Origin of the sequence: Priestia megaterium NBRC 15308 = ATCC 14581, assembly GCF_000832985.1 — a bacterium.
Taxonomy (GTDB): Bacteria; Bacillota; Bacilli; order Bacillales; family Bacillaceae_H; genus Priestia; species Priestia megaterium.
Genome location: NZ_CP009920.1, coordinates 2,437,690 through 2,452,514 on the forward strand (window position 1 = coordinate 2,437,690; position 14,825 = coordinate 2,452,514).

The 14,825-nt window shown below is 38.5% G+C and carries 16 protein-coding genes and 1 riboswitch; of the genes, 11 read left to right on the top strand and 5 right to left on the bottom strand.

Annotation, left to right across the window (positions count from 1 at the left end):
* The first annotated feature begins 41 nt into the window (after window positions 1–41).
* The 7 genes from BG04_RS13135 to BG04_RS13165 all read left to right on the top strand — a co-directional run bounded on the left by BG04_RS13135 (window position 42) and on the right by BG04_RS13165 (window position 6,832).
* Entirely contained in the window at window positions 42–1,256 is a 1,215-nt protein-coding gene (locus BG04_RS13135; RefSeq protein WP_034654721.1) for a DUF418 domain-containing protein, read from the top strand.
* A 35-nt stretch (window positions 1,257–1,291) separates the two neighbouring features.
* Window positions 1,292–1,975, top strand: a complete 684-nt coding sequence (locus BG04_RS13140) for an ABC transporter permease (protein WP_034654723.1) — start codon at window positions 1,292–1,294, stop codon at window positions 1,973–1,975.
* A 1-nt stretch (window position 1,976) separates the two neighbouring features.
* Window positions 1,977–2,909: an ABC transporter ATP-binding protein gene (locus BG04_RS13145; protein WP_034654726.1), complete on the top strand. Its 933-nt coding sequence runs from the start codon at window positions 1,977–1,979 to the stop codon at window positions 2,907–2,909.
* 145 nt (window positions 2,910–3,054) lie between these two features.
* Window positions 3,055–3,648 carry an undecaprenyl-diphosphatase gene (locus BG04_RS13150; protein ID WP_034654728.1) on the top strand — a complete coding sequence of 198 codons (594 nt, stop codon included), beginning with the start codon at window positions 3,055–3,057 and terminating at the stop codon, window positions 3,646–3,648.
* Window positions 3,649–3,800: 152 nt separating this feature from the next.
* Window positions 3,801–4,220, top strand: a complete 420-nt coding sequence (locus BG04_RS13155) for an organic hydroperoxide resistance protein (RefSeq protein WP_013055083.1) — start codon at window positions 3,801–3,803, stop codon at window positions 4,218–4,220.
* 105 nt (window positions 4,221–4,325) lie between these two features.
* Window positions 4,326–4,508, top strand: a riboswitch (cobalamin riboswitch).
* A 133-nt stretch (window positions 4,509–4,641) separates the two neighbouring features.
* Window positions 4,642–5,439 (top strand): HoxN/HupN/NixA family nickel/cobalt transporter, encoded by a 798-nt coding sequence (locus tag BG04_RS13160; RefSeq protein WP_034654730.1) that lies wholly within the window; start codon window positions 4,642–4,644, stop codon window positions 5,437–5,439.
* Window positions 5,440–5,668: 229 nt separating this feature from the next.
* On the top strand, window positions 5,669–6,832 hold the full coding sequence (locus BG04_RS13165; RefSeq protein ID WP_034654731.1) for a M20 family metallopeptidase: 1,164 nt from the start codon (window positions 5,669–5,671) through the stop codon (window positions 6,830–6,832).
* 69 nt (window positions 6,833–6,901) lie between these two features.
* On the opposite strand, the gene BG04_RS13170 is transcribed toward BG04_RS13165, so the two are convergent.
* Entirely contained in the window at window positions 6,902–7,324 is a 423-nt protein-coding gene (locus BG04_RS13170; protein WP_016762814.1) for a DoxX family protein, read from the bottom strand.
* Window positions 7,325–7,629: 305 nt separating this feature from the next.
* Here BG04_RS13170 and BG04_RS13175 point away from each other — a divergent pair, with 305 nt between their 5' ends.
* Window positions 7,630–8,154 carry a type 1 glutamine amidotransferase domain-containing protein gene (locus BG04_RS13175; protein ID WP_013055087.1) on the top strand — a complete coding sequence of 175 codons (525 nt, stop codon included), beginning with the start codon at window positions 7,630–7,632 and terminating at the stop codon, window positions 8,152–8,154.
* Here the strand turns inward: BG04_RS13175 and BG04_RS13180 are convergent.
* Entirely contained in the window at window positions 8,115–8,441 is a 327-nt protein-coding gene (locus BG04_RS13180; RefSeq protein WP_013081486.1) for a hypothetical protein, read from the bottom strand. The two genes, BG04_RS13175 and BG04_RS13180, sit on opposite strands and share 40 nt — an antisense overlap.
* Before the next feature lie 346 nt (window positions 8,442–8,787).
* On the opposite strand from BG04_RS13180, the gene BG04_RS13185 reads away from it, so the two are divergent.
* Window positions 8,788–9,276 (top strand): DinB family protein, encoded by a 489-nt coding sequence (locus BG04_RS13185; protein WP_034654732.1) that lies wholly within the window; start codon window positions 8,788–8,790, stop codon window positions 9,274–9,276.
* A gap of 25 nt (window positions 9,277–9,301) precedes the next feature.
* Here BG04_RS13185 and BG04_RS13190 read toward each other — a convergent pair whose 3' ends face one another.
* Window positions 9,302–10,054, bottom strand: a complete 753-nt coding sequence (locus BG04_RS13190; RefSeq protein ID WP_013081488.1) for a lipase family protein — start codon at window positions 10,052–10,054, stop codon at window positions 9,302–9,304.
* 254 nt (window positions 10,055–10,308) lie between these two features.
* Between BG04_RS13190 and BG04_RS13195 the strand changes: the two genes are divergently transcribed.
* Window positions 10,309–11,763 carry an alanine/glycine:cation symporter family protein gene (locus BG04_RS13195; protein WP_034654734.1) on the top strand — a complete coding sequence of 485 codons (1,455 nt, stop codon included), beginning with the start codon at window positions 10,309–10,311 and terminating at the stop codon, window positions 11,761–11,763.
* A gap of 32 nt (window positions 11,764–11,795) precedes the next feature.
* Here BG04_RS13195 and BG04_RS13200 read toward each other — a convergent pair whose 3' ends face one another.
* Window positions 11,796–12,851: an aromatic acid exporter family protein gene (locus BG04_RS13200; RefSeq protein ID WP_034654736.1), complete on the bottom strand. Its 1,056-nt coding sequence runs from the start codon at window positions 12,849–12,851 to the stop codon at window positions 11,796–11,798.
* A gap of 143 nt (window positions 12,852–12,994) precedes the next feature.
* Here BG04_RS13200 and BG04_RS13205 point away from each other — a divergent pair, with 143 nt between their 5' ends.
* Complete coding sequence (locus BG04_RS13205; RefSeq protein WP_034654738.1) at window positions 12,995–14,167, top strand: M20 family metallopeptidase; 1,173 nt, start codon at window positions 12,995–12,997, stop codon at window positions 14,165–14,167.
* Between the two features lie 54 nt (window positions 14,168–14,221).
* Here BG04_RS13205 and BG04_RS13210 read toward each other — a convergent pair whose 3' ends face one another.
* Window positions 14,222–14,677 (bottom strand): ferritin-like domain-containing protein, encoded by a 456-nt coding sequence (locus tag BG04_RS13210; protein WP_034654739.1) that lies wholly within the window; start codon window positions 14,675–14,677, stop codon window positions 14,222–14,224.
* Window positions 14,678–14,825: the final 148 nt, after the last annotated feature.

Genomic DNA, 14,825 nt, shown 5'->3' on the forward strand with positions numbered 1-14,825 from the left:
ATATACTAAATGCACAGACACATAGTAAAGGAGTTAAAAGGATGAGTAATGATTTTAGGCGGGTTAAAGTAATTGATAGTATGAGAGGATTCAGCTTGTTTGGTATTTTACTAGCGAATATGCTGATTTTTCAATATGGCATTTACGGAAAGGATATGATTCATCTCTTCTCGCTATCACCAAGTGATTCAGCAGCCTATGTCTTTTTAAAAGTCGCGGTAGAGGAAAGTTTTATGCCGATTTTCACCTTTTTATTTGGCTATTCAATGGTGAAGATGAAAGAAAGCTTAGAAAGAAGGAAGCTAGGCGTAAAAAGGCATTTCTTTCGCCGTTTTCTTCTGCTTCTAGGGTTTGGCTTACTGCATGGAGTGTTTTTATGGGAAGGAGATATTCTTACGTTTTACGGAATGATGGGAGTATTTTTACTACTTTTCTTTTTAAAGCGTAAAGCCAAAACACTTTTGGTGTGGGTATCGATTTTGCTGGTCCTTACAGGAGCAGCCGGATACGGTTCATTAAACGATAATATGTATCTTCTTAGCGATAAACAAACGCTTACGACATATGTAAAAGATACGATTCATGTGTATGGAAGTGGAACTTATGAACAGATTAAAGACCACCGCAACAATGTTGATCCGATGAATATAACAGGATATAAATTTGCTTTTGCCTTCTTGTTTACGCCATTTATAATGGGCGCTTTGTTTTTATTTGGTATGTATGCAGGAAAGAAAAAGTGGTTTTACGATGTTTCAGCTAATCAAAAACAGTATGGCCGTTGGGCAGCCGCGCTGATTCCGCTTGGCTTGCTGTTAAAAGGGACTATGTACGTATGGCCAGATGCTAATTGGGCTGGTTCTACACATATGTTAGGTGGAAGTCTTCTATCTCTTGGTTATATTGCAGGCTTTGCTTGGTTATATGCAAAATACGAGAAGTCATTTTTGATAAAGGCTTTTGAAAGTGTAGGCAGGATATCGCTTAGTAATTATTTAATGCAAACGGTCATATGCACGACGATTTTTTACGGTTATGGATTAGGTTATTTCGGAAAGCTCGGCATGATTGCAGGGATTTTTGTCTGTATAGGTATTTACGGAATTCAGCTTATCGGCAGCTATATGTACGTACAAAAATTTCAAACTGGACCGGTGGAGAAGCTACTGCGTATATGGACAAATTTTTCTTGGAGTGGAAAGCCCAAAGAAAAAAAAGCTTTACCGGCGGAAGTAAATCATCCTTTTGTTGGATGATAGCAGTCAAACTTATTTAAAAGGAGATTTTGGAAATGTGGGCTATTAGTTTAAAAGAGTTTCAAAGCTTATTTAAAAGTATTAAATCAATTATCGTTATCTTAATCGTATGCGGTGCTTCCTATGGAATAGCCCATATAGTTAGTCAACTTGGAGGTCAACTGACGAGTGCACAGATTCAAGATGGAGCCAACGGGGGAATTTTGGTGATGCTTCTCGGGTTCGGACCTTTATTTATTTCAAGTCTTTCTCATAATGTTATTAATCAAGAAATTAAGACAAGAACAGCAAGGTTTTTAGTTACCAAAACATCAAGAGAGCGTATTGTACTAGGGAAATTCTTAGGTATTTGCTGTTTCTGGCTTGTTTGTATCTCTATTTCATTTCTACTGATTGCGTTTATTTCGCATCATTTTTCTTTTTATATATTTTTAGAGTGCCTGCTATTCACCGTTTGTATCATTTCATTTGTTTTAATGCTTTCAGCTTTAATGCCAAGCCCAACTCATACTATGTTTTTATCAATTATTTTATCGTTTGTTCTACCGGTACTGAGCGTGTGGAGCATATTTTCATCAAAAGCGTACATTGCATGGTTTAAGTATGTGACACCCTACTACTATTTAAAGCTGGAGAAAGGGTATCTAACAGTTCTTCTTATTTTTGCAGCACTTTGTTTATGTACGGCACTTTGGAGTTTTAAAAGGAGAGAAGTATAATATGTATGCTATTGAAACAAGTAAGTTAACTAAAAAATATGGATCTAAAACAGTTGTTAACGGTATTAATTTACAGGTATCACAAGGGGAAATTTACGGATTTTTAGGAAGAAACGGAGCAGGAAAGTCTACATTTATTAATATGCTTACCGGCGTTTCATTTCCTTCAGCAGGAGAATTTACGCTGCTGGGACAGAGTGATATTGATTTAGAGCTTCAGAAGAAAATAGGTGTGCTTCCTGACTATGCTAACTTTTATGATGAGATGACAGCGCTCAATCATTTGCGCTATTTTTTAAAGGTAAACGGCCATCGTTTTTCGAAAGAATACTGTAGTAATGTACTGAAGAAAGTAGGACTAGAAGGACATGAGCATCAGAAAGTTGGAAAGTTTTCATTTGGAATGAAAAAGAAGTTAGGAATTGCTCAAGCAATTGTAGCAGACCCAGATCTTATCTTTTTAGATGAACCAACTTCTGGAGTAGATGTTGAATCTGCTCTCCACATTCATGAACTAATAAGAGAACTCCAAAATCAAGGCAAGACAATTTTTATGACGTCTCATAATTTAAATGAAGTTGAGAAGATTTGTACACGTGTAGCGATTATGAAAAATGGGGTCATTTTAATAGAAGGTACAATGGAAGAGCTGCGCTTTCAATATCAAGCGAAAAAAACGGTGATGATCAAACATGATCCTTATCCAAACAGTCACAAAGAATACATTCAACAGTTTTTCCGCACGTTGAGTCCCGAAGTTGAATACCATCACATGTACACAAAAGTGATGCTTCAAAAAGAAAGAAATATTCCTCTTATTATTCGCGAATTGATTCAATGCGGCATCGACATTTATCAAGTTCACGTCGAAGAACCTTCTTTAGAAGAGATCTTTTTGCAAAAAAATATTGTGGATCACTCACAGGTGAGTTAATAGGCGAAAGGCGTTGATTTACTACTGAGCTTGAGTACATTATTTATAAATACCAGTTAGGAAGCTTCTGACAAAAACATGTTCATTTTCTCAAGAAACTGATAAGATAGCTAATGACATTTAAAAATAAGAAAGGATTTCGATTATGTTATCAGCTATTAATTCAGTAGATTATACCATCTTCCACGCGGTGAATCAGTATGCCTCACACGTAAAGCCTCTAGATTCGCTGATGGTATTCTTTGCAGATTATGCCCAGTATGTACTTATCGTTTTACTCGGCTTGTTTTTACTTATTAATAAAAACGGCAGCCGTGTTGTAGCATTTCAAGCTTTGTGTGCTTGTGCAACAGGAGTCATTATCAATAAAGTGATTAGTTTATTTGCTTATCGAGATCGTCCGTTTATCTCTCACCACGTGAATCAGCTTATTGATCACGCCGCAAATTCTTCATTTCCAAGCGATCATGCTACATCTGCATTAGTTATCACTTTTACCATTTGGCTGCATTTCAAACGTTCAGGGCGCATGTGGGTTGTCATGGGTGCACTCATTGCATTTTCACGCGTATGGGTTGGCGTTCACTATCCATTCGATGTGTTAACAGGAGCCGTTTTAGGCTGCGTGCTGGCGCTGTTTATTCATTATGTTATTTTTAATACGAAAATCATGAGAGCTATTACCAATCTGTCTATTTTTCGAAAATCAGCTTATGACAGGCAGTCTCAATATTATTAAGAAAAAGTCGCACATATGCGGCTTTTTTTATTGGGAAATTTTTAATGTATTTAATACTTGTTTTTTAAAATTAAATTGTGTACAATTAAATTACAGAAACGATAAATGAAAAACTTTTAATACAATTACTAAAAAAGAGGAGAGATTTATACATGAAAGCTTTATATGAAACAACAGTTGTTAACACAGGTGGAAGAACAGGAGAAGTTCACTCTTTAGATAACATCTTTAACTTAGACGTGGCAACACCGCCAGCGCTTGGTGGAGAAGCAACAACAGCAACAAACCCAGAGCAGCTATTTGCAGCTGGATACAGTGCTTGTTTCAACAGCGCGTTAGAATTTATGTTGAAAAAACATAACGTAGAAATCAAAAGCAGTGAAGTGAAAGCTACTGTTCAGCTGCTTCCTGATAAAGCTGATCAAGGAGTAAAAATTGGAGTAGCGCTTGAAGCTCATATCGAAGGCTTAGATTTAGAAACAGCTAAAAAATATGTAGACCTAGCCCATTCATACTGCCCGTATTCAAAAGCAATCAGCGGCAACGTAGACGTAACGGTAGAAGTAGTTTAATTGCTTTAAAAAGCCCTGCTAAGCATGTAAAGTTTAGCAGGGCTTTTCTATTTGAATTTTCTCTATTCATTTGTAAGCGGTACTAGTATAATGAAGAAGAAAATGAATTATTCGCACAGTTTAGGTGCTCTTACATAGCGTAAGAGGTAACAGGGAATCGAGTGCAAATCTCGAGCGGTCCAGCCACTGTAAGCAGGGAGTTTTCTATCTTATCGTCACTCAAAACGGGGAAGGCGGTAGAAAATGATGATCTCAAGCCAGGAGACCTACCTATTCTGTACACTTGACTCTTCTAGGAAAGAGGCGGTGTATCAAGGTACGCAGTGAGCAATTGCTGTTTATTTTCATATGCCGACACATCCTCAATTTCTATAGAATTGAGGCTTTTTTACGTTTTATTTTAAAAAAAGGAGTGTAGGAAATGGAAGGTTTATCAGTTTTTTTACTTGTCTTTTTATTAGGAATCAGGCACGGATTGGATGCAGATCACTTAGCTTTTATTGATGGCCAGACTCGATATAATTGGCGAATGGGCAGCCGTTTTGCCCCGTGGGTCGGAATGCTGTTTTCACTAGGTCACGGAGGAATGGTGGCCGTCACGGCCGGGGTGCTGGGCGTGGTGATGAAGAATTTTACGTTTCCATCGTATTTCGATCATTTTGCATCTTGGGTATCCATTATCTCTCTCTTTCTAATCGGGACATTAAACACATATCATTTGCTTCGAACCAAAAATAAAGAGGAAGAGTTTCAGCTGAGCGGGTTAAAAGGGAAGTTTATTCCGAAAATCGCAAAAGGAACAACGAATCCTTTTTTAATTATTCTTGTAGGAGCATTGTTCGCTTTAGCAGCCGAAACGGTCAGTCAAACGGCCGTGTGGTCTCTAGCTGTAGGGAACGCAGGCAAGTATACGCCGCTTTTGTTGGGACTAGTATTTATGTTTGGTATGATGCTAACAGATACAATCGATTCATTGATTGTACATAAAATGGTGAATGAATCGAGTAAATTTGGACAATCTGCTTCTCGCTTGATGGGCTGGGTTATTGTTGTCCTCGCGTATGGTGTGTCGTTCTATTTAGCATTCACTTTCTTTAACCCATGGGCCGAAGTAAACTTTGAAATGGTTGGCATTATTCTGTTTGTTTTTTTAGTGTCTATGTTTGTTTTTGTGAGTGTGAAGTCAAAAGGGAAAAATATTAAAATAAATGTCAATTAGTCAAACGAAAGCTTTAATCTGTTGAAGATTGAAGCTTTTTTGTATGAATTTGTTGAAGTTTATGGCTATTTTCGGTCGGTTATGAATAAGTTAAAGTATTATCTGTATTTAAAGGATGGAAAATTGTCTGAAAACCATTATAATTAAGGATAATTTAAGATCGTTATGTGAAACGTAGAACATAGTTATACGTACGATAAATAAAAGCATTTAATGCAAGCAGCAGGGGTTGTTTGGAGGAGGAATTGATTTGAGTCAGGTAATGGTAGAACAAAGTGTATTTAGTTATTTAAAAGAACACGAACAAGAGATGCTTGAAGATTTAGTCGGATTTGTGAAAAAAGAATCACCGTCCTACAGCAAAGAGTTAGTAGATCAGTGTGGAATGTATTTAACGCAGCTATTTCAAAAGCGTTTAGGGGTAGGGTACGAAATCATAGAAGAAAAAGAAGTAGGAAACCATTTGAAATTTACGATTGGAGAAGGAGAAAAGCAGCTTTTAATTATCGGTCACTTTGACACGGTATGGGAAAAGGGAAGGCTGAGTCTAAGAACAGAGGGAAACAAGCTGTACGGTCCGGGAATTTTAGACATGAAAGGCGGCATTGTCCAATCTATATGGGCGATTAAAGCGATTCAAGAGCTTGGCTTATCGCTCGATAAAAAAATTGTGTTTTTCTGCAATTCGGATGAAGAGATTGGGTCAATTTCTTCTAAAAAATACATTGAAGAAGAAGCACAAAGAAGTGAAGCAGTGCTAGTAGCGGAACCGGCGGTGGCGGGTTCAGGTGCGTTAAAAACGTCGCGCAAAGGAGCGGGGATTTTCACCGTAAAAGTATGGGGACGAGCAGCACACGCGGGTAATCACCACAAAGAAGGAATCAATGCGATTGAAGAGCTGGCGCGCCAAGTGATTTTTCTGCAGAGCTTAACTGATTATGAAAAAGGTACAACGGTAAACGTTGGGACGTTTACCGGCGGCAGCGGTACAAATGTAGTGCCGGAATATGCAGAAGCGCACGTGGATTTACGTGTTTCTACAGAAGAAGAAGCAAAACGCATGACGGATATTATTTTGAATTTAACACCCATTTTAAAAGGGATTAAGCTCGAAGTAACGGGAGGTATGAATCGTCCTCCGATGGTCAAGTCTAAACAAACGGAAGAGCTATTTGAATGCGCTCAGTCAATCGCGGCGAAACTGGGTATGAAATTGGAAGAAGCAGCTGTGGGCGGGGGAAGTGATGGCAATTTTACAGCGGCCATTGGCGTTCCCACGTTGGATGGATTAGGAGCATGCGGAAAAGGAATACATGCGGAATATGAACATATTCAAATTGATACGTTGTCCGAGCGTTCTTCTTTATTTGCGAATTTGCTGCTGCAAATATAAAAAAAGCCCGCCTCAAACGGCGGGGACTAATCTCAAAGCTTATATTGGGAGAGTATAAGCGTTCTTTTTTTATTTACTGCTTTCTTCTTGAAGAGAAAAGGCAGTTTCTTTCTTTTTGAATACCACTGCATCAAGAGCAAGGAACTGGCTTCCTGCAAGAAATAAGTGAGCAGACATGGCAATTAAGGCAATATCAAACTCAAACCCGCCAACAAATCCGCTTTTAAGCTTGGCTGTAAAAATGGCGCCAAGCATAACTGCCACAAATAAAGCAGATACGACTCTTGTTGCTAGGCCAAGAATAATAAGAATCCCACCTACGAGTTCAATGGTTGCAACAATATATGCCATGAAACCAGGGATTCCTAAGCTATCGAAGAACCCTACTGTATTTTCAATCCCGCCTTGCCATTTTTGAAAGCCGTGTACTAAAAATGTAAAACCTAATACTAAACGAATAATAAGTGAACCAATTTCGACGTTTTTATTCAATTTACTTCCTCCTTTAAGTGTATTTGAAAAACACTACATTATGTAGTGTAAAAGCCCGAAAAAAGAAATGTAGCAATTAAATCAGAAAGTCTTTCTTATTTGGATAATTTTACAACATTATGAACATCACACTACAAATTGTAGTGTGATGTTTGTCCTCAGTCAAGTGAAAATATAAAATTAGACCATTTGGCATACGAAAATTTTCTGAAGAGTACTTGAAAAATCCTTTAATTATGTACAATTTAGTCCCTTATTTTCAATCTTATTCTCTAACATGCTATACTGATGGCGGAGGTGTGACGATGCGTTTAGAAAATAAAAGAGTTATTGCGCTTGTTAGTGCAGACTTTGAAGATCTAGAACTATGGTATCCAGTGATGCGTCTTCGAGAAGAAGGAGCAGAAGTACATTTAGTTGGAGAAAAAGCAAACGAAACGTACATGGGGAAATACGGTGTTCCAGCCGTATCGGACTACGCGTTTAAAGATGTTGATCCAGCTGAATATGACGCTATTTTAGTACCTGGGGGCTGGGCGCCGGATAAACTGCGCCGCTATCCTGAAGTAATTGAAATGGTTCGTCATATGGATGAACAGCAAAAGCCAATCGGCCAAATCTGCCATGCAGGATGGGTATTAATTTCTGCAAAAATCTTAGATGGCCGAAACGTAACAAGTACGCCAGGAATCAAAGATGATATGGAAAATGCGGGAGCTATTTGGCATGATGAAGCAGTCGTAATCGACGGCCACATTATTTCAAGCCGCCGTCCGCCAGACCTTCCTCCTTATGCAAAAGCATTTGCTGATGTACTAGCAGAGCAATAAGAAAAAAGCCGAAACCACATTGGTTTTGGCTTTTTTATAAGATCCGCTAAAAAAAGAAATGATAAAGTAAATAAAAAAGTATCATTAAAAAAGCGAGCAGATGCATCTGCTCGCTTTTGTTCGTGTTTCTTATCAGTAACTTGCTTTTGCAAGTGTAAAAACAAAATGATTACTTTCTTTATAAAATCCATGATTACGGTTTTTGTATGTTTCGTTGTTGTTAGGGCACAATTAGCATTGATTGTGCTTGCATGGATTTCATCCATTGCCGCGGTTTGTTTTTCCACATGATCGATTAACCTAAACGACGCAAGCCCTACCTCTCTTGCATCCTTACGGCTCCGAAGCCGATCCAGTGTGAATAAGTTTTGTTCAAAGACATGTGTCGAATGCCAGTATTTTTACCTTGCATTGTACGATACATCCTTTCAAGTTACTTTCACTATGTCCAGCTCTTAAAGAAAAGCCAGAAATCTAAATATAACACCTCAGTTGATCTATGTCAAATAGAAAATGTGATTTTTTCACGTGAAACAATTGCAGCTAAAACATGGTTAAATAAAGGGATATCTTTTTTATATGGAAGAGTTTTTTGATACGATAAGTTAGAGGAATCCTAGAGGAGGATGAAAAATGAATAAAAATGAACAGTTTCGAAATGATGTATTGAGAAGTGTAGAATCATTAACATATGAACAATTAAATCAACAGCCAACATCTAATACATGGAGCGTTATGCAAGTATTAGAACATTTATATTTGATGGAGCGCATGATTGTTTCACGTGTAAAGGATCAGTTAGAAAACGGTGTGGATCAGCCGACTGAAGATAAGCCGTTTCATTTAGCGGTAGACCGTTCGCGAAAAGTAGATGCACCGGCTCAAGTTACGCCTTCTAATGAAAAGCAGACATTAGAAGAAATGAAGAGTAAGCTGGCAGAATCAAGAGCAGCTTTAATAGAGCTAGAAGAAACAGCAAGTGAAGACAAGCTAAAGCAAAAATCATTTCCACACCCTGTGTTTGGGTTAATGGATTTAAAGCAGTGGATTGATTTTATTGGCTATCATGAAAAGCGTCATCAAGAACAAATAGAAGAAATCAAAACAGCAATTGGTGCATAAAAAAACAGGCAGTCCGCCTGTTTTTTTATTTTTGGACCAAAATAGGATAGTCCGACATCATCCAAATACCAACACTATATGTTTGGGGATTATGATTCCCTACGGTAGAGCCTGTTTGAATCGTAAACGAGAGTTGCAGAGGATCTTGATCGTAATAAATAGTTTGCTTGGTGGAAGGGGAATAAAGGCGCTTCGGAGGGATTTTAGGAACCGTATCCGTCGTGTTAACAAAACAGCGGCTATTTGAAACAAGATTTGTGTATGTTTGAACGAATTGAGGATCACCTACTCGAGGAGCTCCGTAGTTGTACATTGTAACTTCCGGAAAAGATGCGTTTGTGGCGACATCTAAGGCATGAAGAGCAGCGAGTGCACCACCTAGGCTATGCCCTGTTATATAAAGTGGCTTGGGGGTAAGGGACTGATATGTTTCAAAAATTTCATCACGGCATGATTCGTAAACGGCTAAAAAACCTTCGTGGACGAGACCGGCTTGTTGATTGTATGGATAAGGGCGCTGCCGAATGCGAGCATCAGCAATCCAGTCTGCCTCAGATTGAGTTCCTCGAAATGCAATTACGATAGAGTCATCAGATTCTAAAATAAAACCAAACCATTCTTGCACCCCTACGGCAGAAGCTTTAAACGATTTAATAAGCCGGTAGCCTTCAGGTACATCAAATGTGCCTCCCTGTGCGTATTGCTTATAAGCTAAGACGCACGCATAAAGAAGGTCTAGAGCTAAAGGACGATAAAATAAAGGCTCTATTCTCATCATTGTTTTTCACACCTTCTAATAGAAAATAACTCCTATAGCCTATGTGTTCCTGAGAAGAAAGGTGCAGATACCTCTCTTTTGAAAGCGATAATTACGGAATGTAAACGGTTTATCGTTGGATGTTTTTGAGGATTTTACAAGTTTTTTTGTATATTTTAACTAAAAATTAGTTTTAATTTAGAGTTTTATTGTTAAAATTTATAATTTAACTTATAATTTAAAATAGTCTGAATGTAAAATAAGGGGGTTATCGTTTGGAGCAATTTGTAACGAGTTTGAATAATGTGCTATGGAGCACGCCTGTTATTTATGGGTGTCTTGCGATTGGCCTGTTTTTCTCAATTTTAACGAGGTTTTTGCAGGTGAGACACTTAAAAGACATGATTATGCTGATGTTTCAAGGTAAAAGTTCAGAAGCAGGAGTTTCTTCCTTCCAAGCCCTGTCTCTAGCGCTGTCGGGACGAGTCGGAACAGGAAACATTGCTGGAGTTGCGACAGCTATCGCGTTTGGAGGTCCAGGGGCTGTATTTTGGATGTGGGCTGTTGCTTTTATTGGTGCTTCTAGTGCATTCATCGAATCAACACTTGCTCAAATTTATAAAGTTAAACAAGATGGCCAATATCGAGGTGGTCCAGCGTACTACATTGAAAAAGGAACAGGTATGAAATGGTATGGCATTTTATTTGCTATTGCAGCACTTGTTGCGATGAGTATCTTAATGCCGGGTGTTCAGTCTAACTCCATCGCGCTTGGAATCGACAACGCATTTGGCGTTAGTCCAACGATTACAGCAGTAGGATTAGTTATTATTCTTGCTTTTATTATCTTTGGAGGCGTTAAGCGTATTGCAGGAGTGGCCCAATTCGTTGTACCTTTTATGGCACTTGGGTATATTATTTTAGCTCTTATTATTATTGCCATGAACATTTCCGAGTTGCCGGGAGTTATCGCTCTTATTTTTAAAAGTGCTTTTGCATTAGATTCTGCTTTTGGAGGAATTGTTGGTTTAGCTGTTTCTTGGGGAGTTAAGCGAGGCATCTATTCAAACGAAGCAGGACAAGGTACAGGACCTCACGCAGCAGCTGCAGCAGAAGTTTCACATCCGGCGAAACAAGGTCTCGTACAAGCTTTTTCGGTTTATATTGATACACTGTTCGTTTGTTCAGCAACAGCGTTTATGATTTTATTCACAGGCATGTACAACACGGAAGGACCAGGCGGTTCATTTATTATTTCAAATTTACCGGGTGTAGAAGCAGGACCTGGATTTACACAAGCTGCTATTGAAACAGTGTTGCCGGGGTTCGGAGCTGGGTTCGTGGCAGTGGCTCTATTTTTCTTCGCGTTTACAACGATTATGGCTTATTATTACATTGCTGAAACAAATATTGCTTATCTAACTCGCGGAAAGAACGGAAAGTGGGCTATGTTTGCATTAAAGCTTGTCCTGCTGGGAGCTACGTTCTACGGGTCAGTTAAACAAGCATCACTAGCTTGGGCGTTAGGTGATGCGGGACTTGGTATCATGGTATGGCTAAATTTAATTGCTATCTTAATTTTAGCTAAGCCTGCGTTAGTTGCATTAAAAGACTATGAAGCTCAGAAAAAACAAGGGGTAGACCCTGTGTTTGATCCCGTTAAACTAGGAATTAAAAATGCAGACTACTGGGAGAAAGAATATAAGAAAGATGAGTCACAAGTTTCGTAAACAAGAAAATCCTCACATATGTGAGGATTTTTTTATGAAGAAAGCGAGACAGATGAGTTATTTAAGTTATATCGATCCTTCAAACAATGAATACGGTGTAGTTCTTCAAGCAGATGGTGAATTGCAAGCAGTTCGTAAAGCATTGTTGTTTCTGTTGAAAAAGGGTGATCCCCTCTGTTTTCTTCCTGCTTATGTGCCCAAAACCTTTGTTTTAAAGTCAAAACAAGCGTTTGATGATGCAAAGAGCTTTTATATTGTTCATTTTGTAAGACGTTATGAAAGGAAATGAATGTATCCCATATTACTTGATGTCTTGCACTTTGCAGCTGATGAGCAGGCAAGTAAATTAAATTACCAATATGGTAGACAAGCTGCCTCATAAGAGAAAGTTTCTTATATTCATAGTGGAATTTTCTCATAGCTGTACGAGTGAAATGATGAAACTTCCATTCTTTCTGCTGATACTCACAAAGAGTCTCAATTTTTTCAATTTCAGCGGAAAGCTGCTGAAATTGAAGCTTTGTTTGTTTATGACAAGCATGTACTTGGGAAAGTTCGCTTCCTCTTTGCTGTAGAACGCTGCTCATTTGTTTTGAGAGATTTTGAATTTTCCTCGTAATAATCGGTGTATAATTAGGAGGAAGAACGATGATATTCACAAGTGAAGAAGTAAGCAGCCCAATACTGGTGGTCGCTAAGCGAATTAAAAACGAGATAAAATAATGGTCGTGCACAATCGTCAGCATAGCCACTCCTGTTAGCGTAGCAACGAGTGTTCCTGCATGCAAACGCAATTTAGAACAGGATATAATAGTAGAAACAGCAACAAGCATATAGGTAAGCGGCGTCACTCCTAATAGAAATGTGTAAAGCATGGCAAAAGCAGCTCCGATTGCTGAAGCAGGAAAGCGGATGAACGCTTTTTTAATAGAATCGGCAGCTGTTGGTTCAATCGTAACAATAGCTGTAATAACAGCGAGCATATATGGCCAGCCGATAGACTGGCAAATGAGTGCAGTCAAAAAAACGGCAATGCCTGTTTTAATAATACGACCGCCTAAAAAATTGAATTTTTTTATGTAAATCATTATACATACCTTCTTTAAAACAGTTAGTAGTTTAATTATAAGGCATATTAAGGTGATAGGAAAACACGTCTTAAAAACTAGCTTTTAAAAAACGAATAAATATACTATAATTTGTTTAAATATTTAAAAGGGGAGTACGACTAATGAAACAATTAATAAATGAAGCAATTAATAAATTACAGGATACATTTTATGATGTAAGCAAATATATTGGACACAACCCTGAGCTTGGTCACGAAGAATTCAAAGCGTGCAAAGCATTAACGGATGTTTTAAAAGAACAAGGGTTCACAGTTGAAATTGGTACATGTGACTTGCCAACGGCTTTTACTGCTGTTTATGACAGTCAAAAGCCAGGTCCGTCGATTGGGTTTATGGCTGAGTACGATGCTTTGCCGGATCTCGGACATGCATGCGGACATAACTTAATTGGAACCATGTCGATTGCAGCTGGTATTGGTCTTAGTAAAGCAGTTGCAGAAACAGGCGGTAAAGTATACGTATATGGAACGCCTGCAGAGGAAACACGAGGCGGCAAGGTAACGATGGCTGAACAAGGCATTTTTAATCATTTAGACGTAGCTATGATGGTACATCCTTATTACTGTCACCAAAAAAGCGGACGTTCTCTTGCGATGGATGCCATTCAGTTTGAGTTCTTCGGAAAATCCGCGCACGCAGCTGCTGCTCCTCATGAAGGAATCAACGCGTTAGACGGCGTATTACAAACGTTCAACAGCATTAATGCGCTTCGTCAGCATGTGAAGCCGGATGTACGTATTCACGGAGTGATTACAGAGGGAGGCAAGGCGGCCAACGTTGTACCGGATTATGCAGTAGCACAATTTTATGTCCGCGCTTCAACTCGTGCATATGTAGATGAAGTGACAGAGAAGGTGAAGGCATGTGCAAACGGCGCTGCTCTAGCCACGGGAACAAAATTAAAAATCTCAAACTATGAGTTTTCGTATGATGATATGCAAACGAATCAAACATTATCCGATGTCTATACAAATAATCTCATCTCATTAGGCGTGAGCGAACAAAGCATTACAGAAGACCAAGGCGATCATGGATCTTTAGATATGGGAAATGTAAGTCAGGTTGTTCCAGCTATTCATCCGTATATTCAAATTTGTGATGATTATTTTGTTTGTCATACGCACGAATTTAGAGAAGCAGCTTTAAGTGAGCAAGGAAGAGAAGCAATGATACTCGGGGCACAAACAATGGCATTAACAGGGTATGACGTATTAACAAATCAAACGCTGCTCCAAAAAATCAAAGAAGAATTTAATGCTACAAAGTCAAAGTAAGAGGTAATGATAAAACCATACCAAATAATACGCTTGCGACTGCAAGCGTATTATTTAGTATGAGAAGTGGGACTGAATGGTTCGGAAAATTTGACCGTGGCGCTGTTCATCGCTCGCGGCTCGAACAATGCGGCTTTGAATTCGAGCATTTGTGATTTTTCTAGCGATTGATTGATAAAATGGAACGGTTTCTACTTCATCTTTAATGGATTCAGACACCCCTTCTTGAAAAGTATTTGGCAGTTTTATGTTTAATGAAATTTGTGGGTAGCTGCCTGATAAATCATAATAGGCCTTAGAAAACCAGTCAAAGTGTTTAATTTCATCCTGCCGAATACCTAATATAGCTTGTTGAACCTGATTATTAGGAGCCAGTTCTGCTAAGCGTGTATAGTAGTGAATAGCGGAAAACTCATCGTTTACAGCTTTGTTTATATCTCTTAGAAGCTGTTCGTCTAGCCTTGTATCATCTTCCCAATATTCTTCATGCCGGGAGTAAAATTCATACATATGGATATACCTCCTCACCGTTTTGTTCTCTTGTCGTCACCATCATCGTATGTATAGACGAGAAAAGACGTACATTAAAAGAAAAAAGTTTAACAAAATGGTAAAAAGGGTATGTGCAGAGAATAGTATCAAAAAAGACAGAGGTTAT

Coding starts and splice junctions, on each gene's coding strand:
- BG04_RS13135 (WP_034654721.1), top strand. CDS start 42: ATGAGTAATGATTTTAGGCGGGTTAAAGTAATTGATAGTATGAGAGGA.
- BG04_RS13140 (WP_034654723.1), top strand. CDS start 1,292: ATGTGGGCTATTAGTTTAAAAGAGTTTCAAAGCTTATTTAAAAGTATT.
- BG04_RS13145 (WP_034654726.1), top strand. CDS start 1,977: ATGTATGCTATTGAAACAAGTAAGTTAACTAAAAAATATGGATCTAAA.
- BG04_RS13150 (WP_034654728.1), top strand. CDS start 3,055: ATGTTATCAGCTATTAATTCAGTAGATTATACCATCTTCCACGCGGTG.
- BG04_RS13155 (WP_013055083.1), top strand. CDS start 3,801: ATGAAAGCTTTATATGAAACAACAGTTGTTAACACAGGTGGAAGAACA.
- BG04_RS13160 (WP_034654730.1), top strand. CDS start 4,642: ATGGAAGGTTTATCAGTTTTTTTACTTGTCTTTTTATTAGGAATCAGG.
- BG04_RS13175 (WP_013055087.1), top strand. CDS start 7,630: ATGCGTTTAGAAAATAAAAGAGTTATTGCGCTTGTTAGTGCAGACTTT.
- BG04_RS13185 (WP_034654732.1), top strand. CDS start 8,788: ATGAATAAAAATGAACAGTTTCGAAATGATGTATTGAGAAGTGTAGAA.
- BG04_RS13190 (WP_013081488.1), bottom strand. CDS start 10,054: ATGATGAGAATAGAGCCTTTATTTTATCGTCCTTTAGCTCTAGACCTT.
- BG04_RS13200 (WP_034654736.1), bottom strand. CDS start 12,851: ATGATTTACATAAAAAAATTCAATTTTTTAGGCGGTCGTATTATTAAA.
- BG04_RS13205 (WP_034654738.1), top strand. CDS start 12,995: ATGAAACAATTAATAAATGAAGCAATTAATAAATTACAGGATACATTT.
- BG04_RS13210 (WP_034654739.1), bottom strand. CDS start 14,677: ATGTATGAATTTTACTCCCGGCATGAAGAATATTGGGAAGATGATACA.